This window comes from Acidovorax sp. LjRoot118 (assembly GCF_964253575.1).
Taxonomy (GTDB): domain Bacteria; phylum Pseudomonadota; class Gammaproteobacteria; order Burkholderiales; family Burkholderiaceae_C; genus Acidovorax.
The window spans coordinates 6,013,415-6,037,114 of the sequence record NZ_CAXURB020000001.1 but is presented as its reverse complement, the minus strand read 5'-3'; the positions used below and the strand labels follow the sequence as shown (position 1 = coordinate 6,037,114).

The following is a 23,700-nucleotide window of genomic DNA, read 5'->3' as shown; positions in this document are numbered from 1 at the left end:
TGGCTCAGGAGGCCATGGTTCCCGTGCGCAGGGCCTGTGCCCACTCGGGTCGGCTGTTCCGGTCGGCCAGCACGGCCATGGATTCGTGGTCATAGGGCACGGTGATGTGCTCCACCTGCCAACCTTGCGCAGTTGATTCGGCGATCGCGTAGCGCGCGTCAGGCGTGCCGTTCTCCACCTTGTGCGCCACGGGGTGGTCGTCGCCATAGGCCTGCAGGCCCACGCTGCCGGGGTTGAGCAGCAGCACACCGGCACCCAGGCGCACCTGGCGCGGCACATGCGTGTGGCCGCAGGCGATCAGCGGTGCGTACTGGCCCGCCAGGCGCTCGTCGATCTCGGTCGGGGTGGCGGCGCGCACCGTGGAGCCGTCCAGCGTTTCGAGCAGGTATTCGTGGTCGCTGCGCGGCGAGCCATGGCACAGCAGCACGCCCTCGTCCAGGCGCAGGGTGTGGGTGAGGCTGCGCATCCAGGTGAACTCCGCTTCGGTGAGCTGTGCATGCGCGTACTGGTCCGATGCGCCGCCGTGGCCGGGGCGCAGTTGCAGCACCTGGCGCTCGTGGTTGCCGGCCAGCGACAGCCAGTCCGACGCCATGAGCCACTGCGCCGTCTCGCGCGGCAGCAGCGGGCCCGAGAGGTTGTCGCCCAGGTTCACCACCCGGTCGGCACCGCGGCGGGCAATGTCGGCCGCCACGGCTTCGAGAGCCGCGAGGTTGCCGTGGATATCGGAGACGAAGGCGATGCGCATGGAAGGGAAGGTGAGGCAGGGCGGTTGGGCTGTCAGCACGGCGATACGCTGCCACCCACACCGCTGAGCAGGTGGGCGCTCACCTGCGCCCGGTTGAACAGCAGGTCGCACAGCCATGCATGGATCAGTGCAATATAGCCCAGCAGCGTCCAGCCCACATAGTCGCCGAAGACGATGGTGTGCAGCCAGTTCTGCCCGAACAGGTAGACCCCGCTGGCAGCAGCCGTGGCCAGCAGCAAGGTGGCCGCAGCTGGCAACAGTTGCAGACGGGCTGCGGGGCGCCTGAGTGCCGCCACGCCCAGCAGGGCAAAAGCCAGCGCATTCGCACCGCTGAAGATGCGCAGCTCGCGCAGCAGCTTGCCGGCCGTCTCCAGGTACTGCGTGCGGATCAGGTCGGAGAGCTGCGCCTGCATCTGCTGCAGGGTGCCAAGCTTGAGCGCCATGCGTTCGGTGGTGCGCCGGCGGCATTCGCATTCGGGGATGCCCATTTCGGCCGCGATGGCCGCGATGCGTGCAGGCAGTCCGTCGGTGAGCGCCCTGCGCACGGCGGCGATTTCGCGTCCGTGCTCCTGCAGCAGGGCACGGGCCTTGCCGTCGAGGAAGCGCGCGTCCAGCGCAGCGATCTTCTCGCCGGTTGTCTTTTCGATCTGCGCGCGGATCATCGTGCGGGCCGTCTGCTCCACCCAGGCGGGCCGGGCCAGGGACACCGCGAACAGGGCGCCAAAGAAAAGGCTGCCCACAAGGGCGATGGCAAGGACCAAGGGGCGAAGGGTGGCGTGCATGGCAGGCAGAGCAAGAGGCCGGGAACCGGCCACGATACGCCAGCCTGTGCGCGGCGCGGCACACCGCCCTGCGGGAATGCGTGACTTATGCCCGCAAACCAGGCCGCGTTCGGGACAACGACCTCATGGCCGCCGTCACAGCGCGAAGATCTTGCCCGGGTTCAGGATGTTCTTCGGGTCCAGCGCGCGCTTGATGGCGCGCATCATGTCCACCGCGCCGGCTCCGGTCTCGTCGAGCAGAAAGCCCATCTTGTGCAGGCCTATGCCGTGCTCGCCGGTGCATGTGCCGCCCAGGGCCAGGGCACGTGCCACGAGCTTGTGGTTCAGGTCCTCGGCGGTCACGCGCTCTTCGGGGATGTTCGGGTCCAGCAGGTAGCCGAAGTGGAAATTGCCGTCGCCCACGTGGCCCACGAGGAAGTAGGGGATGCCGCTGGCCTCGGCCTCGGCCACCGAATCGAGCAGGCAGTCCGCCAGGCGGCTGATGGGCACACAGGTATCGGTGCTGATGGCGCGGCAGCCGGGGCGGCTCTGCACGGCAGCGAAGTAGGCGTTGTGCCGTGCGGTCCACAGGCGCGTGCGTTCCTCGGGCGTGCTGGCCCACTCGAAGGCATTGCCACCGAACTCGCTGGCGATCTCCTGCACGGTCTCGGCCTGCTCCTTCACGCTCGACGGCGAGCCGTGGAACTCCATCAGCAGCATGGGTTCTTCGCGCAGGCCGAGCTTGCTGTGCGCGTTGACCATGCGCACCGTGTGGTGGTCGATCAGCTCCACGCGCGCGATCGGCACCCCGAGCTGGATGGTCTGGATGGTGGTGCGCACGGCTGCCTCGATGCTCGGGAACGAGCAGATCGCCGCCGACACGGCTTCGGGCAGCGGGTACAGGCGCACGGTGATCTGGGTCATGATGCCCAGCGTGCCCTCGCTGCCGACCATCAGGCGCGTGAGGTCGTAGCCGGCACTGCTCTTCTTGGCGCGCGTGCCGGTGTGGATGACCTCGCCGCTGGCGGTCACGACTTCCAGCGCCAGCACGTTCTCGCGCATGGTGCCGTAGCGCACGGCGTTGGTGCCGCTGGCGCGCGTGGCGCTCATGCCGCCGATGCTGGCATCCGCACCGGGGTCGATGGGGAAGAACAGTCCCGTGTCCTTGATCGCGTCGTTAAGCGCCTTGCGCGTGATGCCAGGCTGCACCGTCACCGTGAGGTCCTCGGCATCGATGCTCAGCACCTGGTTCATGCGGCTCACGTCGATGCTGATGCCGCCCTGCACGGCCAGCAGGTGGCCTTCGAGCGAGGAGCCCGCGCCGTAGGGGATCACCGGCACCTCGTACTGGCTGGCCAGCTTCACGGCATCGGCCACGTCCTGCGTGCTTTCGGCAAACACCACGGCCGAGGGCGGTGGCGCCTGCAGCGAGCCCTCGTCGCGCCCGTGCTGCTCGCGCACGGCCTGGGCCAGCGAGCACCGGGCGCCGAAGCGGGCCTGCAGTGCGTCGATCAGCGCCTGAGGCACCTCGCGCAGGTGGATCTCGGGCAGCAGGTGCGAGGCGGCGGTGGGGGCGTTCATGGGTTTGTCTCCGTGCGTGGGCAGTGGTGCTTCGGTCATTTTAGGGTGGCATGGTCCGGGGCGTGTGCCTGTGCGCCGCACATCCCTGAATGCGGCGCGGATGCACCCGGGTATGCACCGATGCCGCCTCGCACCTGGCCATTTACATTACGTTCGAAATGTATATTGTGATAAAGCAATGAGCAAGTCCTCGCCCATCCAGCCGCAAGCCGCCACCCCCCGGCGCACGCATGCCGAGCGCAGTGCCGCCACGCGCCAGCACCTGATCGCCACCGCCATCGATGTGATCCAGAGCAAGAGCTTCGAGGAGATGTCCATCCACGAGCTGGCCCGCTCGGCCGGCATGACTTCAGGGGCCGTGCAGCACCACTTCGAGTCCAAGGCCGTGCTGATGATGCGGGTGCTCAGCGAGCTGATCGACTCGGGCCGCCAGGACGCCCAGCTGTGGCCAGCCGCCGCGCTCGCGCCGCCGCAACGCGCTGCGCAATTCGTGCATGCCGCATGGAACCTGGTCTATGCCCAGCCGCGCTTCATCGTGGCCTGGAACATCTACCTGGGCTGCCGCAACCAGCCCGAAGTGCTGACCCACATCGCCGCGCTGCGCTCCACGCTCAATGCGCAGATGCGCGCAGGCTTCTTCGACACGTTCCCCGAACTCACTGGCCATGCAGACCGCGAGGCTTTCCTGGGCCTTGTGTTCTCCACGCTGCGCGGCCTGGGCCTGCTGCAGTTGTTCACCCCTGTGGTGGATGGCCCTGCACACAAGGCGGCCCACATCGCACAGCTCGAATGCCTGGCGGGCCTCATTGCCGCCCGCTGCCAGGATGGAGGTGGCGGTGCCAAGGCCCGCAGTCGCCAGCGCACAGCGCGTACCAAGACACCAACGACAGGAGACAAACCATGACTGTGCAGTATCTGCATTCACCGGCTTCACCGCGCGTGCTGATGGCCGCTGCGTGCCTTGCCGTGGCCACGGCTGCCGGTGCGCAACCGGGTGCCTACCCCTCCAAGCCCATTCAGATCATTGCCCAACAGCCTCCCGGCAGTGGCTCGGACGCCATGACCCGCGTATGGGCTGACTGCGCCGCCCGCGAGCTGGGCCAGGCCGTGGTGGTGCAGAACAAGCCCGGGGCCAATGGCATCCTGGCGGTCAACTACCTCAAGGCCCAGCCAGCCGATGGCTACAGCCTGATGAGCATCGGCATGTCGCAGATGTCCATCACGCCGTATGTGTACAGGCAGCAGCCCTACGACCCTTTGCGCGACTTTGATGGCGTTTCCGTCCTGGGCACCTCGCCGCTCGTGCTCGCCGTGCCGGCGGGGCAGGGTATCACCCGCCTGGCCGACCTGGAGAAGCTGGCGCGTGCCACTCCGGGCGGGCTCAACTTCGGCTCACCGGGCAAGGGCAGCCCTGCGCACCTGCTCACCACCGCCCTCATGGACCGCATGGGTGTGCCAGCCACCCATGTCCCCTTTGTCGGCGAGGGTGCGGGCCTCACGGCGCTGATGGGCCAGCAGATCCATGCGATGACCCTGGTTATCGGCACGGCCACCGCGCAGGTCAAGGCCGGCAAGCTGGTGCCGCTGGCACTGTTTGCCGCCCAGCGCTCACCGCAACTGCCTGACGTGCCCACCATCGCCGAAGCCCTGCCCGCAGCCGGCGACCTGGCGCGGCCCTCGTGGATTGCGGTGGTGGCCCGGGCTGGGACACCGCCCGATTTGCTCAACAAGCTCAATGCGGTGACGGACAAATGCCGCAGCGATGCCCAGTACAAGTCCCGCCTGGAGACCATGAACGTGACACTCACGGGATCCACCCCCGGCGATGCGCGCGCCTGGGCTGCCCGCGATGCTGCCGTGTGGCGCCCTCTGATCGACAAGCTGGGCCTGGCCACGGAATGACGCTGCACGCACCGATCCGGCCCGCGGCGCCCGAGGCCGTGCTTGCGCACGGTGGCCGCTTGCGCGGGGTCTGGGAGTCCGGTCTGCGCGTGTTTCGGGGGGTGCACTATGCACTGGCGCCGTACGGAGCGCGCCGCTTTCTGCCGCCTGTGGCCGTGCCGGCCTGGAGCGGCGTGCGCGATGCCGTGGCCTTTGCGCCCATGGCGCCGCAGTTGGCCCGGGCCGCCTTGGCCGGTGCGCCAGTGCAGGGCGGGGAAGACTGCCTGGCACTGAATATCTGGGCGCCTGAGGCAGGGGCCGGCGAGCACCTGCCGGTGATGGTGTGGGTGCATGGCGGCGGGTTCTTTCGCGGCAGCGCCAGCGATCCCTTGTACGACGGTGCAGCATTTGCGCGCCAGGGCATCGTGTTCGTGTCGCTGCAATACCGCCTGGGGGTGGATGGCTTTCTGCATGTGCAGGACGCGACAGCCAACCGCGGCCTGCTCGACCAGGTGGCTGCCCTGAAATGGGTGCAGGACCACATCCACGCCGTTGGCGGTGACCCGGCGCGGGTGACGGTGTTCGGCCAGTCCGCAGGTGCCGGTGCCCTGGCGTGCCTGCTGGGCATGTCGGTGGCGCAGGGGCTGTTCCAGCGCGCCATCCTGCAAAGCCCGAGCATCGCCTGCCAGGACCTGGCCGATGCGGCTGCGGTACGCATGGCCATCGCAGCGCTGGTGGGGGTGGCACCCACGCGCGATGCGTTGGCGGCAGCGCCGCTGCCTGCGGTGCTGCACGCCGTGCACCGCCTGGCTGCGGAGCCGGCCCTGCGGCTGCAGCATGGCATTGACGGGCGCAACTTCTTTCCGCTGCGGCCTGTGGTGGATGGCACGGTGCTGCCTGCGCCGCCCTTGCAGGCCATGCAGCATGCCTGGGCATGTGCACTGCCCAGCCTGCAGGTAATGGTGGGCAGCAATGCCGATGAGATGCGCCTGTACCACGTGCCCGGTGGCGCGGTGGACCGCGTGACGGGCGCGCAGCTGCAGTCCTTTGCCGATGCCGTGGGCTTGCCGGCCAATGGGCTGCAGGCCTATGCGGCGGCTGCAGGGCAGGGCGCCACCACCCCGGGCGAGCTGCTGTGCGCTGTGCAGTCGGACTATTACTACCGCGTTCCCGCGCACCGCATCGCCTCCATGGCCGGCGCCCTGGGCGTGAAGGCGTATCTGTACCAATTCGGCTGGAGGTCGCCCCAGTGGCGTGGGCGGCTGGGCGCGGCCCATGCGGTGGAGCTGCCCTTTGTGTTTGGCAACCTGCACTCCGCGCAGGGGCTGGAATTCACGGGCGCTTGCGCACCGCAGGCACTGTCGGACGCCATGCACGGTGCCTGGGTGCGCTTTGCAACCAGTGGCGACCCGGGATGGCCGGCCCATGCGCAAGCGGCGCCATGGGCCATGCACTTCAATGTGCCATCCCGGTGCGTGCCAGATCCAGCAGCCGCTCACTGGTGCGTCTGGGAGGGCATTCTCTAGCACTCCGACGGGGCAGGCCACGACTCGGACAATCCGGTGGTGCGCCAAGCTGGTGCATTTTGCTTGTATACCAGTTGGCACGGAAGCTGCAAAGGTGGTGTCAATGACCTCCGCCACCGACATCAGCAACCGCATCATCGAAGCCGTGATGGCCCAGAAGCTGGCCCCGGGCTCGCGCCTGGGCGAGCAGCAGCTGGCCATGCTGTTCGACTGCAGCCGCACCATCGTGCGCGAGGCGCTCACGCGGCTGTCCACGCGCGGCATCGTCACCGTCAGCGCGCGCCGCGGCTGGTACGTGATCGAACCGTCCGAGGACGAGGCGCGCGAGGCCTTCGAGGCGCGCCGCGTGATCGAGCTCGGGTTGCTGCACCAGCTCAAGTCGGTGGACAAGGCGGCCGTGCGCCAGCTCAAGAACCACCTGCAGCGCGAGAAGGCGGCCCTGGCCGGCAGCGACGTGGGGGCACGCAGCTTTCTGCTGGGGGACTTTCACGTCTGCCTGGCCGAGTGCCTGGGCAACAGCCTGCTGGCCGACACGCTGCGCGACTTCACGGCGCGCACCACGCTGATCGCCATGCTCTACCAGTCCTCGCACGACGCGGCTCAATCGTGCGCCGACCACGTGCGCATCGTCGAGGCGCTGGAGGCCGGCGACATCGCCCGCGCCGAGGCCCTGATGTCCGAACACATCGGCACCGTGCAGGACGCCCTGCGCCTGCAGGCGGCCCACGACCCGCTGGCCGAGCTGCGCGATGCGCTGGCGCCCGTGCGCAAGAGTGCTGCCGCGCCCGAGGCTGCCGTGAATGTCAAAGGCCGCGCCCCGCGCAAGGCGGCCGCCAAGAAATCTGTTCCCCCACCGTCCGACGACGCATCCACCTACCTAGGAGCCCTGCTATGACCATCCGTGCCCGTGCCACCACCCGCCGTTCCACCCTGGGCCTGCTGGCCGCCGCCGGCCTGTCGGCCGCGCTGCTGGCGCCCGCCGCGCATGCGCAGAACGCGCTGGACAACATCCTCAAGGCCAAGGAAATCAAGATCGCCATCCCCACCGACTACCCGCCCTACGGCTTCGTTGGCACCGACCTCAAGCCCCAGGGCCTGGACGTGGAGATGGCCAACTACATTGCCGCCAAGATGGGCGTGAAGGTCGAGCTGATCCCGGTGACCAGTGCCAACCGCATCCCCTACCTGCAGACGCAGAAGGCCGACCTCGTCATCTCCACCCTGGGCAAGAACCCCGAGCGCGAGAAGGTGATCGACTTCACCGCCGCCTACGCGCCGTTCTTCCAGGCCGTGTTCGCGAGCAAGAGCCTGTCGATCAAGAGCTTTGCCGACCTGACCGGCAAGTCGGTGGCCGTGACGCGCGGCGCCATGGAAGACCAGGAGCTGGCCAAGGTCGCGCCCGCCGGCGTGGACGTCAAGCGCTTCGAGGACCATGCCGCCAGCATCTCGGCCTTCGTATCGGGCCAGACGCAGGCGATTGCCACCAGCGCATCGACGGCCGGCACCATCATGGTCAAGAACCCCAACCTGGCCACCGAGTACAAGCTGCTGCTCAAGGACAGCCCCAACTTCATCGGCGTGGCCAAGGGCGAGGACAAGCTGCGCCTGCGCGTGAACGAGATCATCGCCGAGGCCAGGAAGTCCGGCGACATCGACAAGCTGTCCAGCAAGTGGCTGGGCCGCCCAGCAGGCGACCTGCCGCAGTAAGCGATTGATAAAACTCTTCTGGCGTTGTTGCTGCGTCTTGTCGTACTAGCGTACTGCCTGCGACGCAGCGCCTAGCCAGAACCGCTTCGCTGAGTTTTCTCAACCGCTCTTCCAGGCGCATTCCATAGACTCCTTCCTGCACAGGCCTGCCGCGCGATGAGCGCGGCGGGGTAGGCACACCATGCTCATCCAACTGGATTTCTCTGCCGTTTTCTCGCAGTGGCCTCTACTGTTGCGCGGCGTGGCCTGGACGATAGGGCTCACCGTGGTGGGCACGGTGCTGGGCTTGCTGCTGGGCACGGCCTGCGCCTGGGCGCGCTCGCGCAACCTGGGTCCGCGCCCGGCGGCGCTGCGCTGGGTGGTGGCCGCGTACGTGGAGCTGGTGCGCAACACGCCGTTCATCGTGCAGCTGTTCTTCCTGTTCTTCGGGCTGCCGGCGCTGGGGCTCAAGCTCTCTCCCGAGCTCGCGTCGGTGCTGGCCATGGTGATCAACCTCGGCGCCTACTCGTCCGAGATCATCCGCGCCGGCATCGAGGCCACGCCGCGCGGCCAGGTGGAGGCCGCCGCCAGCCTGGCGCTCACCCCCGGCCAGACCTTCCGCCGGGTGGTGCTGCCGCCCGCACTGCAGAAGGTGTGGCCCTCGATGGTGAGCCAGATCATCATCGTCATGCTGGGCTCGGCTGTGTGCGGGCAGATCTCCACGCCGGAGCTGAGCTACGCCGCCAATCTGATCTCCAGCAACACCTTCCGCGCGTTCGAGGCCTTCATCGTGGCCACCATCGTGTACCTGGCGCTGTCCATGCTCACCCGGCGCCTGCTGGTATGGGTGGGCGCGCGTTTCCTCGTGGGGAGGTAATCCGCCATGGTTGAGTTTTCGATCTGGGACATCCTGCGCAACCTGCTGGGCGCCGCGCGCTGGACGGTGAGCCTCTCGCTGATCGCCTTCATTGGTGGCGGCCTCGTCGGCATGGCGCTGCTGGTGCTGCGCCTGTCCAAGCTGCGCGGTGCGCAGCGGGCCATCAGCGCCTATGTTCAGGTCTTCCAGGGCACGCCGTTGCTGATGCAGCTGTTCCTGGCCTACTTCGGCATCGCGCTGTTCGGCATCAAGACCTCGCCGTGGACAGCGGCGGCCTTTGCGCTCACGCTCTACACCAGCGCCTACCTCACCGAGATCTGGCGCGGCTGCGTGGAGTCCATCCCCAAGGGGCAGTGGGAGGCCGCGCAGAGCCTGGCGCTCAACTTCCGCGAGCAGCTGCGCCATGTGGTGCTGCCGCAGGCGCTGCGCATCGCGGTGCCGCCCACGGTGGGCTTTCTGGTGCAGGTGATCAAGGGCACGGCGCTGGCCTCGGTGATCGGCTTCGTGGAGCTGACCAAGGCCGGCAGCATGATCTCCAACGCCACCTACAAGCCCTTCCTGGTCTACGCCTGCGTGGCCCTCATGTACTTTGCGCTGTGCTTCCCGGTGAGCCTGGTGGCGCAGTCCCTTGAAAGGAAACTCCATGGCAACCGGCACTGACACCACCACCCTTGCCACCGCAGCCCCTGCCGATGTGCTGCCGGGCCGCCCCATCGTGGACATCACGGCGCTGCGCAAGTCCTACGGCACGAACGAGGTGCTCAAGGGCATCGATCTGAAGGTGCAGCGCGGCGAGGTGATCGCCATCATCGGCAAGAGCGGCTCGGGCAAGAGCACGCTGCTGCGGTGCATCAATGGCCTGGAGGTGTTCCAGGAGGGTGCGCTCAGCGTCAACGGCCAGAAGCTCATGCACGAAAGCCCCACCGCCATGCGCGCGCTGCGCCAGCAGGTGGGCATGATCTTCCAGAACTTCAACCTGTTCCCGCACCTCTCCGTGGGCCGCAACATCATGCTGGCGCCCACGCTGGTCAAGGCGCGCGACGCCAAGGCCGCGGCCGAGCAGGCGCGCAAGCTGCTCGAACGCGTGGGCCTGGCCGAGAAGTTCGACGCCATGCCCGACCAACTCTCGGGCGGGCAGCAGCAGCGCGTGGCGATTGCCCGCGCCCTGGCCATGGAGCCGCAGGTGCTGCTGTGCGACGAGATCACCTCGGCGCTGGACCCGGAACTGGTGGGCGAAGTGCTGCGCGTGGTGGAGTCGCTGGCGCTCGAAGGCATGACGCTGATGATGGTCACGCACGAGATGGCGTTCGCGCGCAAGGTGGGCGACCGCGTGGTCTTCATGCACCAGGGCCGCGTGCATGAGACCGGCACACCGGCCGAACTCTTCGGCAGCCCGAAGACGCCCGAGCTGCAGCAGTTCCTCTCGTCGCTGCACGACTGATTGGCGGGCAAAAAAGAAGCACGCCGCAGCGTGCTTTTGGGATGAATGGGGAGGTGGGGTCGATCAGGACTTGGCGGCCAGGGCAAACTCTTCGAGCGACAGGAACTTGTCCTTGTTGCGGTCCAGGGCCTCGAACTTCTGGCTGATGGCCGGCAGCATCACGGCCTCTTGCGGGCTCAGCTGGCCATCGCGGTTGGCGTCTGCACGCGAGAAGGCAACGCCGGCCTGCGAGTTCTGCACCTGTTGGGTGGAGTTGGCCGTGCCGCCGAGTTGGGGTGCCAGGGCGGGCGATGGGGTCGTGGCGCTGTGCGGGATGGGCGGGGTCACCCCCAGGCTCGGTGTCGCAGGCCGGGTGCTGTTGGCCGGCGCGGTCAGCGGTGGGTTGTTGGTGGTGTTCTGCGCATGGGCTGTGGACGCCGCAGTGAAAGAACCGATGGAAAGCACGGCAAACAGCAGGGCGCTGCTGGCATCGAAGGGGTGGGCCGCTTTGCGCGATGGGGTGTTCACGGTCGTTGGGGTCTTCATGGGTGCTGAGCTCCGAAGTTGAACAGGCCACCATTGCACCGCAGATGGCTGTGGGCAGCCAGCCATTTTGCCGGCTGTTGCCTGGGCCTACATTTGCCTGCCCGGTGTAACTCTTGGTGTAGGACGCCCGGCCGAATGCGCTGCGACCTAGCGCCGCGCGGGCGCTTGAAGTCCCACGCCAGTCCCTGCGCAAGTCCTACAGGCCGGATCACGGATCGCTTGAACAATGGACCCAGAGCACTCAACGCTCTTCTTCTGACAAGGACTCTCCAATGACTACCAAGCACACCCTCATCGCTTCCCTGGCCGTTCTCGCCTGCAGTGCCGCGCTGGCACAGGCCCCCGCTGGCGTGGGCAAGACCCCTGCCGAAGTGAGCCCGTCCGCATCGGGTGGCGCAGCCGCCACCTCTGCACAGAACAAGGTCGACAACAAGAAGGCCAACTCGTCGGCCGCCGTAGCCAACCCCGCTGCTGGCATGGGCAAGGGTGCTCCCGCCCCTGAAATCGATGCTACCGCTGCCGGCGGCAAGGCAGCAGCCAACGCTGAGAAGAAGACCAACGCCCGCCTGATGGACGCCAACGGCGACGGCATGGTCTCGCGCGCCGAGTGGGATCGCTACCATGCTGACGCATGGGCCGGCATGCAGTCCAGCGCCAAGAACGGCCTGGTCTCCACTGCCGAGATCGACGCTGCCAACCGCCGCGCCACGGTCCAGTGATCGCCGCCATCGCGGCAGATGAATCCGGTGCGGCTGGCACTCGCCCTGGTGCGGGTGCCGCCCACCGGCCCCGTCCGGCGGGTGGCGCACTACCCGCACCTTCTTTCTCCATGCAGTGACGTGACACCTGCCTTTCAGGGGCATGGTGGGCATGAACTGCATTTGCCGTTTCCGCTTCTGCCTTTTCCCATGGGTTCAGGCGCCAATGTGCGGCGATGAATGACAATGCGGCGCATGGCTGTCGAGAAGGGTGTCCTGCACCTGCGATGGCAATCCCCATTCAACGAAACAGCGTTGCCGGACTTCTGCAGACGCTGCGCACAGGAGGCCTCCATGGGCAATCGACTCACCGCCATCGCCACTCGCACGGGCGATGCCGGCACCACCGGGCTGGGCAACGACCAGCGCGTCTCCAAGAACAGCACCCGTATCCATGCCATGGGCGATGTGGACGAGCTCAACTCCCACATCGGCCTGCTGCTGTGCGAACCCTTGCCGGATGATGTGCGCAGCCTGCTCGTGCAGGTGCAGCACCAGCTGTTCAACCTGGGCGGCGAGCTGTCCATCCCCGGCTACGAACTGCTCAAGCCCGAGGCCGTGCTGCAGCTGGACGAAGCGCTGGCGCACTACAACGCATCACTGCCACGTTTGCAGGAGTTCATCTTGCCCGCAGGCACCCGAGCCGCGTCACAGGCCCATGTCTGCCGCACCGTGGCCCGGCGCGCCGAGCGTGTGGTGGTGGGCCTGGGCAGCGAAGAAACCTTGAACGACGCGCCGCGCCAGTACCTCAACCGCCTGTCGGACCTGATGTTCGTGCTCGCCCGCGTGCTCAACCGCATGGATGGCGGCGACGACGTGTACTGGCAGAGCGAGCGGCTGGCCCGATCACAGGCCGCCGACAACTGATCACCGCGGATATCTTGCGGAGGCCTCAGGCCATACCCAGCATGCGCGCCAAATTGTTGTCGCTGCGTTCCTGTTGCAGCGTGATGCTGTGCTCCAGCGCCAGCAGATGCGCTTCCATCTCGCGCGCCGCACCGTCGGCGTCGCCCTGGGCGATGAGATCCACCACGCGTTCATGCTCTTCGTGCTCGCACGAGGCCTTGCCGGGTGGCTCGTACAGCGCCACGATCAGCGAGCAGCGCGAGACCAGCTCCATCAGGTAGCGCTGCAGCACCGGGTTGCGTGCCAGCTCGGCCAGTCGCAGGTGGAAGGCACTGGCCAGCCGTGCCCAGGCGGGCTGCGTGAAGCGGTGCATGGCGTCGTGTTCCTGCGCAAGCTGCTGGCGCAGCGAGGCGATGTCCTCGCGCGTCGCATGGCGCGTGGCCAGGCGCACGATGGAGCCTTCGAGCGCGCGGCGTGCCTCGAACACCTGGCGCGTCTCTTCGGGCGTGGGCTCGGCGACGATGGCACCGCGGTTGGGGCGCAGGTCCACGATGTGGTCGTGCGCCAGCGCCTGCAGCACCTTGCGCACGGTGGCGCGGCGCACGTCGAACAGCTCGCACAGCGAGGCCTCGGGCAGCTTTGTGCCGGGCGTCAGGCGCTGGGTCATCACGCTCTCGTACACCGTGTTGTAGATGCGTGTTTCCACGTCGTCGCCCTTGCGCAGGCCCGGCAGGCCGGGCAGGTCGCTTTCCTGCAGTTGCGCGGCCGCCTTGAGCGGCACTGCCGCAGGGAGTTGGGTCGAGGTAGTGGCCCGCAGCGGCTTGGCGCCGGCGCGGGGAGTTGTCTTGGTGGCCATGGTGTTCGCCCGGAATGCCTGCTGTCTGTCGTCGCGCGGTCCGGCGGATGTTGTTGCCCCCATTGTCGCGCCTTCAGAGCCCGCCGTCCTGCAGCGCCTGCCAGACCTGTACCGCCAGGCGCACCAGGGCCAGGTCGCTGCCGGCCGGGCCGATCAGCGACACCCCCGCCGGCAGGCCACGGGCCGTGGCCAGCGGCAGGCTCACCTGCGGCAGCCCGGCCAGCCCGGCAATGCAGCAGATGCGCAGCGTGCGCGCGCGGATGGCGTCGATCTCGGCACCCCCCGCACTGCGCAGCGGTGCCACGCTGGCGGCCGAGGGCACAACCAGCACCCTATCGCTGCCGACTAGCGCACGCACCTGGGCGCGGGCGGCCTGGCCTGAGGCCCGCGCAGCCCCGGCGGCCTCGGCCGTGACCTGCGATGCTGCCTGCCAGCGGCCGGCAATGGCATCCTCGAAGCTCGGCGTGTGGCTGCTGATCCAGTCTCCATGGGCCTGCCAGGCCTCATGGGCGCCCCAGGCCACGTAGTGGCGGCGCCAGTCCTCCAGCGAACTGCCCTGGGTTGCCGTTGCCGCGCCCGCCCCCTGGGGCAGGATTCTGGCGAGCACTTCCCCCACGCGGGGCAGCAGTGCGGCCACCTCGGCGTCGGCCTCGGCGGCCGCGTCCTGCAGCACGACGGCGCGCGCCGCCGCGAAGGAGGTGGCAGGCAGCAGTGCCTGGGCCACACGTTCGAAGGCGCCGGCATCGTGCGCGAACCAGGTCGCCGTGTCGAAGCTGTCGTGCAGCGGCACCAGGCCTTCGCGCGACACCAGGCCATGCGTGGTGCGCAGCCCCCACACGCCGCAGTAGCTGGCTGGCACGCGGGTGGATCCACCCGTGTCGGTGCCCAGCGCAAAGTCCACCAGCCGCGCGGCCACTGCCGCGACCGATCCGCTCGACGAGCCCCCGGGGATGCGGTCGGGCGCGGCGCTGTTGAGCGGCATGCCGTAGTGCAGGTTGTGGCCGTGGATGCTGTAGGCCAGCTCGTCCGAAATGACCTTGCCGCACAGCGTGGCCCCGGCGTCGAGCAGCTGTTGCACCAGCGCGCTGTGGCGCGTGGGCACCGGGTGGCTGGCCAGCCAGGCGGGGTTGCCGGCGCCCGTTGGGTGGCCGGCCACGTCGAACACGTCCTTGGCGGCAAAGCGCAGGCCGGCCACGGGGCCGCCGGGCGCCCCTTCGATCACGAAATGGCCGTGGGGCACCCAGGCATGGACGGTGTCGGTGAAGGGCAGGCCGGGGGAGGCGATGGGGTGGTGCATGGGGCGGGGCTCAGGCAGAAGGGAACAGGGCATCCACGTGCGCGCAAATGGCGCCGGGCGTGGTGAACCAGACGGCACCGGCATCGCGCGCACGAGCCACATGCTCCAGCGCGCGGCGCAGATGCCGCAGCCGGTAGGGCTGGCCCACGAGATAGGGGTGCAGGGCGATGCCCATCACCAATGGCTGCGTAGCCGATTGCTGCAGCATCTCGTCGAAATTGTCGACAATCATCTGCGCGAAATCCTTGCCGTCGAGTTGGCGCGCAACGATCATCGGGATGTCGTTGAGCTCCTGCGGGTAGGGAATCGACCACAGCCGCTGGCCGCTGCGCGTGCGCATCGGCACGGGCTGGTCATCGTGCGCCCAGTTCAGGGTGTAGCGGTAGCCTGCCTCGGCCAGCAGGTCGGGCGTGGTGGGGCTCTCGGAGATCCAGGGCGAGAGCCAGCCCGTAGGCGCGCCACCGCCGGCCTGTGCGATGCGTTCGCGGCAGGCGGCCAGCAGCGCGGCCTCCTCGGCTTCGGCGAAGTCGCCCTGGCGCTCCGAATTGGTGTGGCCGTGGCCGATCAGCTCGTCGCCCCGTGCCGCACAGGCTGCAAGCAACTCCGGGCAGTGGTCGTACAGCGCGGTGTTCAGGATGCAGCCGGCCGGCAGGGCCAACTGGTCGAACAGCTCCAGGCAGCGCCAGGCCCCCACGCGGTTGCCGTACTCGCGCCAGCTGTAGTTGAGCACGTCGGGCTCGGGCGATGCCGGGCCGATGCGCGCACCCAGGCCCCCGCCGAAGGCGAAGTGCTCCAGGTTGAAGCCCAGGTACACCGCCAGGCGCGCGCCGTTCGGCCAGGTGTAGTCGGGGCGGCGGGTGATAGGGCTGTAGCCGAAGCGCCCGTGGCCTGGCAGGGGGCCATCGCCGTAGATGCTGGTGATCATGCGCCGGCACCTTCGGTCGGCCAGGGCGCGGCCAGGCCGGCACGCACCAGCAGCCATTCGGCGCTGTCGTTCCACACGTCCATCCGCACGATCAGGCCGCGCTGCAGCACGTAGCGGTCCACATAGCGGTTGCCCTCGAACGGCGTGCCATCGGGCCAGGCGCCGTAGAGCGTGCCCGTGTTGTAGACCACGGCCTCTTCGTGCGTGGCGCCGGCCACGACGTCGGTGCTCTCGAACTTCTTTTTCACCCAGGCATAGCGCGTGGCGTTGAAGGCGCTGCACTCGGCCGGCTGGCGCATTGGGCGCCCGCCGGTGAAGCGGATGACCAGGCCGGGTGCGACGAAGCGGCTCGCAGCCACGGGGTCCGGAATCATCACCAGGCGCAGGAACTCTTCGACGGTGGCGCCGGCATCCTGGGTGGGTGGGGTGTGTGCTTGCTGCTGCATGTTGGTGCTCCTGATCGCACCACCGGAGTGCGAAATATTGCGGGGGCTGCTTCGGAATGGGGCGGAACGCGGTGAACTGCCTTTGGTTTTTATTGTCAGCAAAGCGTGTGCCAGATTGTCGACAATGACATATCAATAAAGTTACCAATAGATATTGGTGTTTGTTGACATTGGCACGTTGCTTGCTGGTGGAGCCTCCCGAGGCGGACCGACACCCGCCCACCGATCCGTTCATCCCCGTCCACCCGCCACTGCAGGAGAACCGCCATGCCTTTCACCACCCGCCGCCGCTTTGCCGTCGCCACGCTCGCCACCGCTGCCTGGGCCGCCATGGGCGCCCTGAGCGCTGCCCATGCCGCCGAGCCCATCAAGGTCGGCTTGGTCACGGCGCTCTCGGGTCAATCGGCGCTGGCGGGGGACGCCATCACGCGCGGCCTGACCATTGCCATCGAGGAGATCAACGCCAAGGGCGGCCTGCTCGGCGGCCGCAAGCTCGAACTGGTGCGCCGCGACGACGAGGCCAACCCCGCCAAGGGCGTGACGGCCGCGCGCGAACTGATCTACAAGGAAAAGGTGGCCGTGCTCTTCGGCGGGCTGGACACGCCGGTCTCCATTGCCATCGTGCAGCTGGCCAACCAGGAGAAGGTGCCCTTCATGGGACCCTGGGCCGCAGGCACGCCGGTGACCAAGAACGGCGCCAAGCCCAACTTCGCGTTCCGCGTCTCCGCCGTGGACGAGATCGTCGACCGCGGCATGTTGGCCTATGCGCAAAAGACCTTCAATGCCAAGAACCCCGGCATGATCCTGGTGAACAACCCCTGGGGCGAGTCCAACGAGAAGGGCCTGACCGCAGCGCTCACCGCCAAGGGCATGAAAGCCGCCGGCATCGAGAAGTTTGGGGACAGCGACGTGGACGTGGTGCCCCAGCTCACGCGCCTGAAGGCCGCCGGCGCCGACGCGCTGTTCCTGGTCGGCAACGTGGGCCCTTCGGCCCAGGTGGTCAAGTCGCTCGACCGCATGGGCTGGCAGGTGCCCATCGTCTCGCACTGGGGCCCTGCGGGTGGCCGCTTCACCGAACTGGCCGGTGCGAATGCCAAGAACGTGCACTTCGTGCAGACCTACAGCTTCTTCGGCAAGCAGGGCCCGGTGGGCGAGAAGGTGCTGGCAGCCCTCAAGGCCAAGTACCCCGAGATCAAGGGCCCCGACAACATCACCCCCGCCGTGGGCGTGGCCAACGCCTACGACGCCATGCAGCTGGCGGCGCTGGCCATCACCCAGGCCGGCAGCACCGAGGGCGACGCCGTGCGCCAGGGCTTCTACAAGATCGGCAAATACGACGGACTGATCAAGGGCTACGACAAGCCCTTCAGCGAAGGCAACCATGACGCGCTGAGCGAAAACGACTATGTCTGGGCGCAGTTCATAGGCAACCGCATCCTGCCGGTGGGCCTCGAAAAGTAAGCAAGCCACGCCATGCAGTCCCGCGCCCGCAGGGGTGCGGGGCTTCCCTGCACTTTCACTACTTCGATCACCACGATGCTTTTTCTCTCCGCCCTCATCAGCGGCATCGGCCTGGGCAGCATGTACGGGCTGATGGCCCTGGGCTTTCACGTCACCTTCGTCGTTTCCGGCACCGTGAACTTCGCCCAGGGCAGTTCCATGATGCTGGGCGCCGTGCTCACCTACGGCTTTGCCATGGTGCTGGGCTGGCCCATGGCGCTGGCGGTATTGCTGGCGCTGCTGCTGTGCGCGCTCTACGGCCTGGCCGTGGAATTCTTCGCCGTGCGCCCCTTCGCGCGCCGGGGCTCCGACGCCTGGCTCATGGCCACGGTGGCGCTGGGCATCGTGGTCGACAACCTGGCCATGTTCACCTTCGGCAAGGAGCCGCGCAGCCTGCCGTCGCCGCTGGCCCAGGCACCGATGACGCTGGGCGACATCGGCCTGGGTGTGTACCCGCTGCAGCTCATCATCCCGGCCATCGGCCTGGTGCTGGCCGCCGTGCTGCATTTCGTGGCGCGGCGCACGCGCTGGGGCACGGCCATGCTGGCCGTGGTGCAGAACCGCGATGCGGCCCGGCTCATGGGCATCCCCATCGGGCGGGTGGTGTCGGCGGCGTTCGCGCTGTCGGCCGTGTTCGCCGGCGTGGCGGGCGTGCTCATCGCGCCGCTAGTGAACGTGCAGTCCGACATGGGCACGCTGTTCGGCCTCAAGGCCTTTGCGGTCGCCATCCTGGGCGGTATCGGCAGCGCCTGGGGCGTCATGGCTGCGGGCCTGCTGTTCGGTGTGGCCGAGGCGCTGATCACCTCCACGCTGGGCTCGGGCTACACGCAGATCCTCACTTTCTCGCTCGTCATCGTGGCGCTGGCCGTGCGGCCCAACGGGCTCTTCGGGCGTGCCCTGGTGCGCAAGGTATGAAGACGATTTTCTCCTCCATGCAGAACGCACCTTCCCTTCCTTCGTCCGCGCGCGGACTGGCCATGCCCACCCTGCTCGTACTCACTTCGCTGGGCGTGGCCGCGGGCCTGGCGCTGGCCACGCAGGTCAATGGCTATTACGTCTTCGTGCTGGCCAACGTGGCGCTGCTGGCGCTGGTCGGTATCGGCCTGAACGTGCTGCTCGGCCTGTCGGGCCAGGTCTCGTTCGGGCACGTGGGCTTCTACGCCATCGGCGCCTATGCGGTGGCCATCCTCACCACCAAGGCGGGCTGGAGCTTCTGGGCCGCATGGCCGGTGGCTGCCGTGCTGGCGGGCGCCATGGGCGCACTGCTCGCCCTGCCGGCGCTGCGCGTCAAAGGCCCGTACCTGGCCATGGTGACGATTGCCTTCGGCCTGATCGTGGAGCACAGCGCGGTGGAGATGCGCGAGCTCACCGGCGGGCAGAACGGCATCATGGGCATTGCCGCGCCGGCACTGGGCATCGATGCGCTGCGTGGCGAGCGCGCCATTGCCGTGCTGGCCATCGTGGCCGTGGCGGTGGCGCTGCTGGCCTATGTGCGGCTCTCGCGTGGCGCCTGGGGCGCCGCGCTGCGCGCGGTGCGCGACTCGGAGACGGCGGCCGAGTCCATCGGCCTGAATCCGCTGGTCGTGAAGACCGTGGCGTTTGCGGTGTCGGCCCTGCTCGCGGGGCTGGCGGGCGGGCTGTATGCGCCGCTGTCGGGCTTCGTCACGCCACACAGCTTCTCCTTCCTGCAGTCCATCCTGTTCGTGCTGGTGGTGATGATCGGCGGCGCCGGCAGCATCGCCGGGCCGCTGGTGGGCGCGGTCATCGTGGGCCTGCTGCCCGAGCTGCTGTCCAGCCTGGAGGAGTACCGCCTGCTGTTCTTTGGCGCGCTGTTGCTGGTGGTGCTGTGGGTGGCGCCGCAGGGCCTGGTGGGCCTGTTCGCGCGCCTGCGCCGCAGCATGCCCGCCAGTGCCGAAGCTGGCGCTGCCCCAGGCGGCTCTCTGCCGGTCCTGAAGCCTGAGGGCGGCCGTGCGCTGAGCGCACAAGGCCTGTCCATGGTGTTCGGCGGGGTGCGCGCGGTGAGTGAGCTGTCCTTTGCCGTGCGGCCCGGCGCCGTCACCAGCCTGATCGGGCCCAACGGCGCGGGCAAGAGCACGGTGCTCAACATGCTCAGCGGTTTCTACACGCCCACCAGTGGCGGCGCGCTATTGGGCGATGAGCCCTTGCAGGGTCGGGGCGCCTGGCGCATCGCCCGGGCCGGTGTGGCGCGCAGCTACCAGACCTCGCAGCTCTTCGGCTCGCTGAGCGTCCTCGACAACGTGGCCCTGGCGCTGGCACGCGGTGGCCTGGGCCCGTTGCTGGGCGATGGCCGCGTATGCTCGCCCGGTGCCCGGGACCAGGCACGCGCCCTGCTGGCCTGGTGCGGCTACCGGGGCGCCGTGCAGGTGCCGGCTGCCGACCTGGCGCACGTCGACCGGCGCCTGGTGGAGATTGCCCGCGCACTGGCCATGCGGCCCGAGGTGCTGCTGCTCGACGAACCGGCCGCAGGCCTGTCGACGGAGGACAAGGACCAGCTCTCCGCCCTGCTGCGCCGCATTGCCGACCAGGGCGTGGGCGTGCTGCTGGTGGAGCACGACATGGCGCTGGTGATGGGCCTGTCGGACCATGTGGTGGTGATGGAGTCGGGCCGCCACCTGGCCGAGGGCACGCCGGCCGAGGTGCAGGCCCACCCCGCCGTGCGCAAGGCCTACCTGGGTGATGGCGCAGGCGGTGCGGTGGCGGTGCATGCCGCCGCAGCGCGTGCCCTGCTGGCCGATGCCCCCGAAGTGCTGGGCGTGGGCCGGCTCACCACCGGCTATGGTGCCGAGCCCGTGCTGCACGCCGTGGACCTGCGTGTGCGCCAGGGCGAGATGGTGGCCCTGCTGGGCGCCAACGGCGCGGGCAAGTCCACGTTGATGCGCACCCTGGCAGGCCTGCACCGGCCGCTGTCGGGCGGCATCCACATGGACGGCGTGGAGTTGGGCCCGCTGCGCGCCGAGCAGATCGTGGCGCGCGGCCTGGTGCTGGTGCCCGAAGGGCGCCAGGTGTTCCCCGAACTCTCGGTGCTCGACAACATCCGCCTGGGCGCCTTCCTCCACCCCGAGGGCCGCGAGGCCCGGGTGGAGGAGATGCTGCAGCGCTTTCCGCGCCTGCGCGAGCGGCTGCACCAGCGCGCCGGCCTGCTCTCGGGCGGCGAGCAGCAGATGCTGGCCATCGCCCGCGCCCTCATGAGCCGCCCGCGCGTGCTGCTGCTCGACGAGCCCTCGCTGGGCCTGGCGCCCAAGGTCATCGAAGAGCTGTTCGCCTCGCTGGCGCGCCTGCGCGATGAATCCATGACCCTGGTGCTGGTGGACCAGATGGCCGCGCTGGCGCTCTCGCTGGCCGATCGGGCCTATGTGCTCGAAGGCGGGCGTGTGGTGGCCCAGGGCACGGCGGCGGAGATCGCCGCCAACGATGCCCTGACCCGGGCCTACCTCGGCGGTGGGCATTGAACTGAGCGCCATGGACACCAACACCACCATCAACTTGCCCTATGTCCTCGCCGAGGTCACGGCTGCCTTTGCGCGCTACGAGCATGCCCTGGTCCACAACGAAGTGGAGGTGCTCGATGCGCTGTTCTTCCACAGCCCGCACACCGTGCGCTACGGCGCCACGGAATGCCTCTACGGCATTGATGCAATCCGCGCCTTCCGCAGCGGCCGTCCGGCGGCCGGCCTGGCGCGAACGCTGCGCAACACCACCCTCACCACCTACGGGCGCGACTTTGCCACCGCCAGCACCGAGTTCACGCGCGAAGGCAGCGCGCGCACGGGCCGCCAGCAGCAGACCTGGGTGCGCATGCCCGGCCAGGGCTGGTGCGTGGTGGCGGCCCACGTGTCATTGATGGACTAGCATTCGCTCCAAGAAGAACCAACCCCAGGAGACATTTCCGATGTTGCACAGCCTGCAAAGCCGCGGTGGCATGGTCACCGCCCCCCACCACCTGGCCGCACAGGCCGGCGCCGCCGTGCTGCGCGAAGGCGGCAATGCGGTGGAGGCCATGGTCGCGGCAGCCGCCGCCATCGCCGTGGTCTACCCGCACATGAACGGCCTGGGTGGCGATGGCTTCTGGCTCATCCACACGCCCGGCACGGCGGCCCCGGTGGCGGTGCGCGCCTGCGGTGGCGCGGCCCAGGCGGCGGATGCCGCCTTCTACCAGGCGCACGGCGACGCGGCCATCCCCACGCGCGGGCCGCGCGCGGCGCTCACCGTGGCCGGGGCCATCGGCGGCTGGGCCGAGGCGCTGGAAGTGGCCCGCGCCTGGGGCGGCAAGCCCCTGCCGCTGGCACGCCTGCTCGAAGACGCCATGCGCCATGCGCGCGAGGGCGTGCCCATCACCACCTCGCAGGTCGAACTGACCCGCGCCAAGTGGGCCGAGTTGGAGCATGTGCCCGGTTTCGCCGCCGCTTTCGCGCCCGAGGGGCAACCGCACCGGGGTGATACCTTGCGCCAGCCGCGCACCGCAGCCACGCTGCAGCGCCTGGCCGAGGCCGGGCTGCACGACTTCTACCGCGGCGACCTGGCGCGCAGCATGGCGCGCGACCTGCAGGCCCTGGGCAGCCCGCTGGCGCTGGCCGACCTGGAGGGCTGGCACGCCCAGCAGGTGGCACCGCTGTCGGTGCAGTTGTCGGCCGGCCGCGTCTTCAACCAGCCGCCGCCCACGCAGGGCGTCTCGTCGCTGGCCATCCTGGGCCTGTTCGACCGCCTGGGAGTGGGCCAGGCCGAGGGCTTCGACCATGTGCACGGCCTGGTCGAATCCACCAAGCGCGCCTTTGCCTGGCGCAACAAGCACGTGGGCGACCCGGCGTACATGCGCGCCGACCCGGCGGCCTTCCTGCAGGCCGATTCGCTCGACGCCGAGGGCGCACGCATCGACAAGGCCCGCGCCGCGCCCTGGCCCGAGCCCACGGAGCCCGGCGACACGGTGTGGATGGGCGCCGCCGATGCCCAGGGCAACGTGGTCAGCTACATCCAGAGCATCTATTGGGAGTTCGGCAGCGGCAGCGTGCTGCCCGAGACGGGGCTGCACTGGCAGAACCGCGGCGCCTCGTTCACGCTGGGCGCGGGGCCCAACCAGCTCGCACCCGGGCGCCTGCCGTTCCACACCCTCAATCCGGCGCTGGCGCACCTCAAGGATGGGCGCGTGCTGGCCTACGGCACCATGGGCGGCGAAGGCCAGCCGCAGACCCAGGCGGCGGTGTTCACGCGCCATGTGCTCTTCGGCCAGGACATGCAGGCCGCAGTGACCGCGCCACGCTGGCTGCTGGGCCGCACCTGGGGGGACAACTCCACCAACCTCAAGCTCGAATCGCGCGCCGACCCGGCCCTGGTGGAGCGGCTGCGCGCCGCCGGCCACGACGTGCAGATGGTGGGTGCCTTCGAGGACATGATGGGCCATGCCGGGGCGGTGGCGTTCCACCCCGATGGGCGCATCGAGGGCGCGACCGATCCGCGCGCCGACGGGGTCTGCGCGGCCGTTTAGGCCGTATTGCCTCAGCGCGGCGCCAGGATCGCCATGGTGATGCGCGACACGCAGGTCATCTCGCCCGCGTCGTTGACCATGTCGATCTGCCACACATGCGTGGTGCGGCCGATGTGCACCGGGCGGGCCGTGCCCGTCACCCAGCCGCTCTGGGTGGAGCGCAGGTGGTTGGCGTTGATATCCAGGCCCACGGCGCGGTAGCCCTCGGGGCAGGAGTGGGCGGCGCCCACCGAGCCCAGGGTTTCGGCCAGCACCACGCTCACGCCGCCATGCAGCAGGCCGTAGGGCTGGTGCGTGCGCTCGTCCACGGGCACGCGGCCACGCACGAAGTCGTCGCCGACTTCCAGGAACTCGATCCCCAGGTGCGGCACAGCGGTGCGCAGGCTGTGGTGGGTGAGCGATTCGATGGTGATGGGTTTTTTCCAGATGGCAGGCATCGTTGATCTCTTCTCTCGCAGAGGGCGCCGTCAGGCGCCTGTCGGGTTGGCAACACGCCATTGTGCTTCGGTTCGGCGTCCTCGGCTGCGGGTTGCGTCGCCTGAGGGTCCG

24 protein-coding genes are annotated in these 23,700 nt (G+C 68.8%); 15 read left to right on the top strand and 9 right to left on the bottom strand.

What is annotated here, in order from left to right; translation table 11 throughout:
- Positions 1-4: 4 nt before the first annotated feature.
- The 3 genes from ACSQ9E_RS28390 to ACSQ9E_RS28380 form a co-directional block, all read right to left on the bottom strand.
- Positions 5-745: a metallophosphoesterase family protein gene (locus ACSQ9E_RS28390; RefSeq protein ID WP_436219770.1), complete on the bottom strand. Its 741-nt coding sequence runs from the start codon at positions 743-745 to the stop codon at positions 5-7.
- A gap of 32 nt (positions 746-777) precedes the next feature.
- Positions 778-1,527 (bottom strand): hypothetical protein, encoded by a 750-nt coding sequence (locus ACSQ9E_RS28385; RefSeq protein ID WP_428002900.1) that lies wholly within the window; start codon positions 1,525-1,527, stop codon positions 778-780.
- A 135-nt stretch (positions 1,528-1,662) separates the two neighbouring features.
- On the bottom strand, positions 1,663-3,087 hold the full coding sequence (locus ACSQ9E_RS28380; RefSeq protein ID WP_436176308.1) for an FAD-binding oxidoreductase: 1,425 nt from the start codon (positions 3,085-3,087) through the stop codon (positions 1,663-1,665).
- A 178-nt stretch (positions 3,088-3,265) separates the two neighbouring features.
- Between ACSQ9E_RS28380 and ACSQ9E_RS28375 the strand changes: the two genes are divergently transcribed.
- From ACSQ9E_RS28375 to ACSQ9E_RS28340, 8 genes are all read left to right on the top strand, one after another.
- A complete protein-coding gene (locus ACSQ9E_RS28375) occupies positions 3,266-3,991 on the top strand; it encodes a TetR/AcrR family transcriptional regulator (protein WP_436219769.1) in 726 nt (241 codons plus the stop codon).
- Entirely contained in the window at positions 3,988-4,989 is a 1,002-nt protein-coding gene (locus ACSQ9E_RS28370) for a Bug family tripartite tricarboxylate transporter substrate binding protein (RefSeq protein WP_305744160.1), read from the top strand. Before ACSQ9E_RS28375 ends, ACSQ9E_RS28370 begins: the two co-directional genes overlap by 4 nt.
- Positions 4,986-6,494 (top strand): carboxylesterase/lipase family protein, encoded by a 1,509-nt coding sequence (locus ACSQ9E_RS28365; RefSeq protein ID WP_436219768.1) that lies wholly within the window; start codon positions 4,986-4,988, stop codon positions 6,492-6,494. Before ACSQ9E_RS28370 ends, ACSQ9E_RS28365 begins: the two co-directional genes overlap by 4 nt.
- 103 nt (positions 6,495-6,597) lie before the next feature.
- On the top strand, positions 6,598-7,389 hold the full coding sequence (locus tag ACSQ9E_RS28360) for a GntR family transcriptional regulator (RefSeq protein ID WP_057266794.1): 792 nt from the start codon (positions 6,598-6,600) through the stop codon (positions 7,387-7,389).
- Positions 7,386-8,201, top strand: coding sequence for a transporter substrate-binding domain-containing protein (locus tag ACSQ9E_RS28355; RefSeq protein WP_057266793.1), 816 nt, complete (start codon positions 7,386-7,388; stop codon positions 8,199-8,201). The genes ACSQ9E_RS28360 and ACSQ9E_RS28355 overlap by 4 nt, the downstream gene beginning before the upstream one ends.
- 181 nt (positions 8,202-8,382) lie before the next feature.
- Positions 8,383-9,057 (top strand): amino acid ABC transporter permease, encoded by a 675-nt coding sequence (locus ACSQ9E_RS28350; protein WP_057266792.1) that lies wholly within the window; start codon positions 8,383-8,385, stop codon positions 9,055-9,057.
- 6 nt (positions 9,058-9,063) lie between these two features.
- Positions 9,064-9,717 (top strand): amino acid ABC transporter permease, encoded by a 654-nt coding sequence (locus ACSQ9E_RS28345; protein ID WP_057200340.1) that lies wholly within the window; start codon positions 9,064-9,066, stop codon positions 9,715-9,717.
- Complete coding sequence (locus ACSQ9E_RS28340; RefSeq protein WP_436219767.1) at positions 9,701-10,498, top strand: amino acid ABC transporter ATP-binding protein; 798 nt, start codon at positions 9,701-9,703, stop codon at positions 10,496-10,498. Before ACSQ9E_RS28345 ends, ACSQ9E_RS28340 begins: the two co-directional genes overlap by 17 nt.
- Before the next feature lie 63 nt (positions 10,499-10,561).
- On the opposite strand, the gene ACSQ9E_RS28335 is transcribed toward ACSQ9E_RS28340, so the two are convergent.
- Positions 10,562-11,023, bottom strand: a complete 462-nt coding sequence (locus ACSQ9E_RS28335) for a hypothetical protein (RefSeq protein ID WP_436176314.1) — start codon at positions 11,021-11,023, stop codon at positions 10,562-10,564.
- A 272-nt stretch (positions 11,024-11,295) separates the two neighbouring features.
- On the opposite strand from ACSQ9E_RS28335, the gene ACSQ9E_RS28330 reads away from it, so the two are divergent.
- Both ACSQ9E_RS28330 and ACSQ9E_RS28325 read left to right on the top strand, forming a co-directional pair.
- Positions 11,296-11,742: a hypothetical protein gene (locus ACSQ9E_RS28330; protein WP_057200337.1), complete on the top strand. Its 447-nt coding sequence runs from the start codon at positions 11,296-11,298 to the stop codon at positions 11,740-11,742.
- A gap of 333 nt (positions 11,743-12,075) precedes the next feature.
- A complete protein-coding gene (locus tag ACSQ9E_RS28325) occupies positions 12,076-12,648 on the top strand; it encodes a cob(I)yrinic acid a,c-diamide adenosyltransferase (protein ID WP_057200336.1) in 573 nt (190 codons plus the stop codon).
- Between the two features lie 25 nt (positions 12,649-12,673).
- Here ACSQ9E_RS28325 and ACSQ9E_RS28320 read toward each other — a convergent pair whose 3' ends face one another.
- The 4 genes from ACSQ9E_RS28320 to ACSQ9E_RS28305 all read right to left on the bottom strand — a co-directional run bounded on the left by ACSQ9E_RS28320 (position 12,674) and on the right by ACSQ9E_RS28305 (position 16,151).
- Positions 12,674-13,483, bottom strand: a complete 810-nt coding sequence (locus tag ACSQ9E_RS28320) for a GntR family transcriptional regulator (protein ID WP_436219766.1) — start codon at positions 13,481-13,483, stop codon at positions 12,674-12,676.
- 73 nt (positions 13,484-13,556) lie between these two features.
- Positions 13,557-14,780 (bottom strand): amidase, encoded by a 1,224-nt coding sequence (locus tag ACSQ9E_RS28315; protein ID WP_436219765.1) that lies wholly within the window; start codon positions 14,778-14,780, stop codon positions 13,557-13,559.
- A 10-nt stretch (positions 14,781-14,790) separates the two neighbouring features.
- Positions 14,791-15,705 (bottom strand): polysaccharide deacetylase family protein, encoded by a 915-nt coding sequence (locus ACSQ9E_RS28310; RefSeq protein WP_200961069.1) that lies wholly within the window; start codon positions 15,703-15,705, stop codon positions 14,791-14,793.
- Complete coding sequence (locus ACSQ9E_RS28305; protein ID WP_057200333.1) at positions 15,702-16,151, bottom strand: hypothetical protein; 450 nt, start codon at positions 16,149-16,151, stop codon at positions 15,702-15,704. Before ACSQ9E_RS28305 ends, ACSQ9E_RS28310 begins: the two co-directional genes overlap by 4 nt.
- 267 nt (positions 16,152-16,418) lie before the next feature.
- Between ACSQ9E_RS28305 and ACSQ9E_RS28300 the strand changes: the two genes are divergently transcribed.
- From ACSQ9E_RS28300 to ACSQ9E_RS28280, 5 genes are all read left to right on the top strand, one after another.
- Complete coding sequence (locus ACSQ9E_RS28300; protein WP_057266784.1) at positions 16,419-17,612, top strand: ABC transporter substrate-binding protein; 1,194 nt, start codon at positions 16,419-16,421, stop codon at positions 17,610-17,612.
- A 75-nt stretch (positions 17,613-17,687) separates the two neighbouring features.
- Positions 17,688-18,566: a branched-chain amino acid ABC transporter permease gene (locus ACSQ9E_RS28295; protein WP_428002886.1), complete on the top strand. Its 879-nt coding sequence runs from the start codon at positions 17,688-17,690 to the stop codon at positions 18,564-18,566.
- A 17-nt stretch (positions 18,567-18,583) separates the two neighbouring features.
- Entirely contained in the window at positions 18,584-21,121 is a 2,538-nt protein-coding gene (locus ACSQ9E_RS28290) for a branched-chain amino acid ABC transporter ATP-binding protein/permease (RefSeq protein ID WP_436219764.1), read from the top strand.
- Between the two features lie 10 nt (positions 21,122-21,131).
- Positions 21,132-21,521: an oxalurate catabolism protein HpxZ gene (gene hpxZ / locus ACSQ9E_RS28285; RefSeq protein ID WP_057200330.1), complete on the top strand. Its 390-nt coding sequence runs from the start codon at positions 21,132-21,134 to the stop codon at positions 21,519-21,521.
- A 40-nt stretch (positions 21,522-21,561) separates the two neighbouring features.
- A complete protein-coding gene (locus tag ACSQ9E_RS28280; RefSeq protein WP_436219763.1) occupies positions 21,562-23,151 on the top strand; it encodes a gamma-glutamyltransferase family protein in 1,590 nt (529 codons plus the stop codon).
- Positions 23,152-23,162: 11 nt separating this feature from the next.
- On the opposite strand, the gene ACSQ9E_RS28275 is transcribed toward ACSQ9E_RS28280, so the two are convergent.
- A complete protein-coding gene (locus ACSQ9E_RS28275; RefSeq protein ID WP_057266781.1) occupies positions 23,163-23,588 on the bottom strand; it encodes a hotdog fold thioesterase in 426 nt (141 codons plus the stop codon).
- Positions 23,589-23,700: the final 112 nt, after the last annotated feature.

Coding starts and splice junctions, on each gene's coding strand:
- ACSQ9E_RS28390 (WP_436219770.1), bottom strand. CDS start 745: ATGCGCATCGCCTTCGTCTCCGATATCCACGGCAACCTCGCGGCTCTC.
- ACSQ9E_RS28385 (WP_428002900.1), bottom strand. CDS start 1,527: ATGCACGCCACCCTTCGCCCCTTGGTCCTTGCCATCGCCCTTGTGGGC.
- ACSQ9E_RS28380 (WP_436176308.1), bottom strand. CDS start 3,087: ATGAACGCCCCCACCGCCGCCTCGCACCTGCTGCCCGAGATCCACCTG.
- ACSQ9E_RS28375 (WP_436219769.1), top strand. CDS start 3,266: ATGAGCAAGTCCTCGCCCATCCAGCCGCAAGCCGCCACCCCCCGGCGC.
- ACSQ9E_RS28370 (WP_305744160.1), top strand. CDS start 3,988: ATGACTGTGCAGTATCTGCATTCACCGGCTTCACCGCGCGTGCTGATG.
- ACSQ9E_RS28365 (WP_436219768.1), top strand. CDS start 4,986: ATGACGCTGCACGCACCGATCCGGCCCGCGGCGCCCGAGGCCGTGCTT.
- ACSQ9E_RS28360 (WP_057266794.1), top strand. CDS start 6,598: ATGACCTCCGCCACCGACATCAGCAACCGCATCATCGAAGCCGTGATG.
- ACSQ9E_RS28355 (WP_057266793.1), top strand. CDS start 7,386: ATGACCATCCGTGCCCGTGCCACCACCCGCCGTTCCACCCTGGGCCTG.
- ACSQ9E_RS28350 (WP_057266792.1), top strand. CDS start 8,383: ATGCTCATCCAACTGGATTTCTCTGCCGTTTTCTCGCAGTGGCCTCTA.
- ACSQ9E_RS28345 (WP_057200340.1), top strand. CDS start 9,064: ATGGTTGAGTTTTCGATCTGGGACATCCTGCGCAACCTGCTGGGCGCC.
- ACSQ9E_RS28340 (WP_436219767.1), top strand. CDS start 9,701: ATGGCAACCGGCACTGACACCACCACCCTTGCCACCGCAGCCCCTGCC.
- ACSQ9E_RS28335 (WP_436176314.1), bottom strand. CDS start 11,023: ATGAAGACCCCAACGACCGTGAACACCCCATCGCGCAAAGCGGCCCAC.
- ACSQ9E_RS28330 (WP_057200337.1), top strand. CDS start 11,296: ATGACTACCAAGCACACCCTCATCGCTTCCCTGGCCGTTCTCGCCTGC.
- ACSQ9E_RS28325 (WP_057200336.1), top strand. CDS start 12,076: ATGGGCAATCGACTCACCGCCATCGCCACTCGCACGGGCGATGCCGGC.
- ACSQ9E_RS28320 (WP_436219766.1), bottom strand. CDS start 13,483: ATGGCCACCAAGACAACTCCCCGCGCCGGCGCCAAGCCGCTGCGGGCC.
- ACSQ9E_RS28315 (WP_436219765.1), bottom strand. CDS start 14,780: ATGCACCACCCCATCGCCTCCCCCGGCCTGCCCTTCACCGACACCGTC.
- ACSQ9E_RS28310 (WP_200961069.1), bottom strand. CDS start 15,705: ATGATCACCAGCATCTACGGCGATGGCCCCCTGCCAGGCCACGGGCGC.
- ACSQ9E_RS28305 (WP_057200333.1), bottom strand. CDS start 16,151: ATGCAGCAGCAAGCACACACCCCACCCACCCAGGATGCCGGCGCCACC.
- ACSQ9E_RS28300 (WP_057266784.1), top strand. CDS start 16,419: ATGCCTTTCACCACCCGCCGCCGCTTTGCCGTCGCCACGCTCGCCACC.
- ACSQ9E_RS28295 (WP_428002886.1), top strand. CDS start 17,688: ATGCTTTTTCTCTCCGCCCTCATCAGCGGCATCGGCCTGGGCAGCATG.
- ACSQ9E_RS28290 (WP_436219764.1), top strand. CDS start 18,584: ATGCAGAACGCACCTTCCCTTCCTTCGTCCGCGCGCGGACTGGCCATG.
- hpxZ (WP_057200330.1), top strand. CDS start 21,132: ATGGACACCAACACCACCATCAACTTGCCCTATGTCCTCGCCGAGGTC.
- ACSQ9E_RS28280 (WP_436219763.1), top strand. CDS start 21,562: ATGTTGCACAGCCTGCAAAGCCGCGGTGGCATGGTCACCGCCCCCCAC.
- ACSQ9E_RS28275 (WP_057266781.1), bottom strand. CDS start 23,588: ATGCCTGCCATCTGGAAAAAACCCATCACCATCGAATCGCTCACCCAC.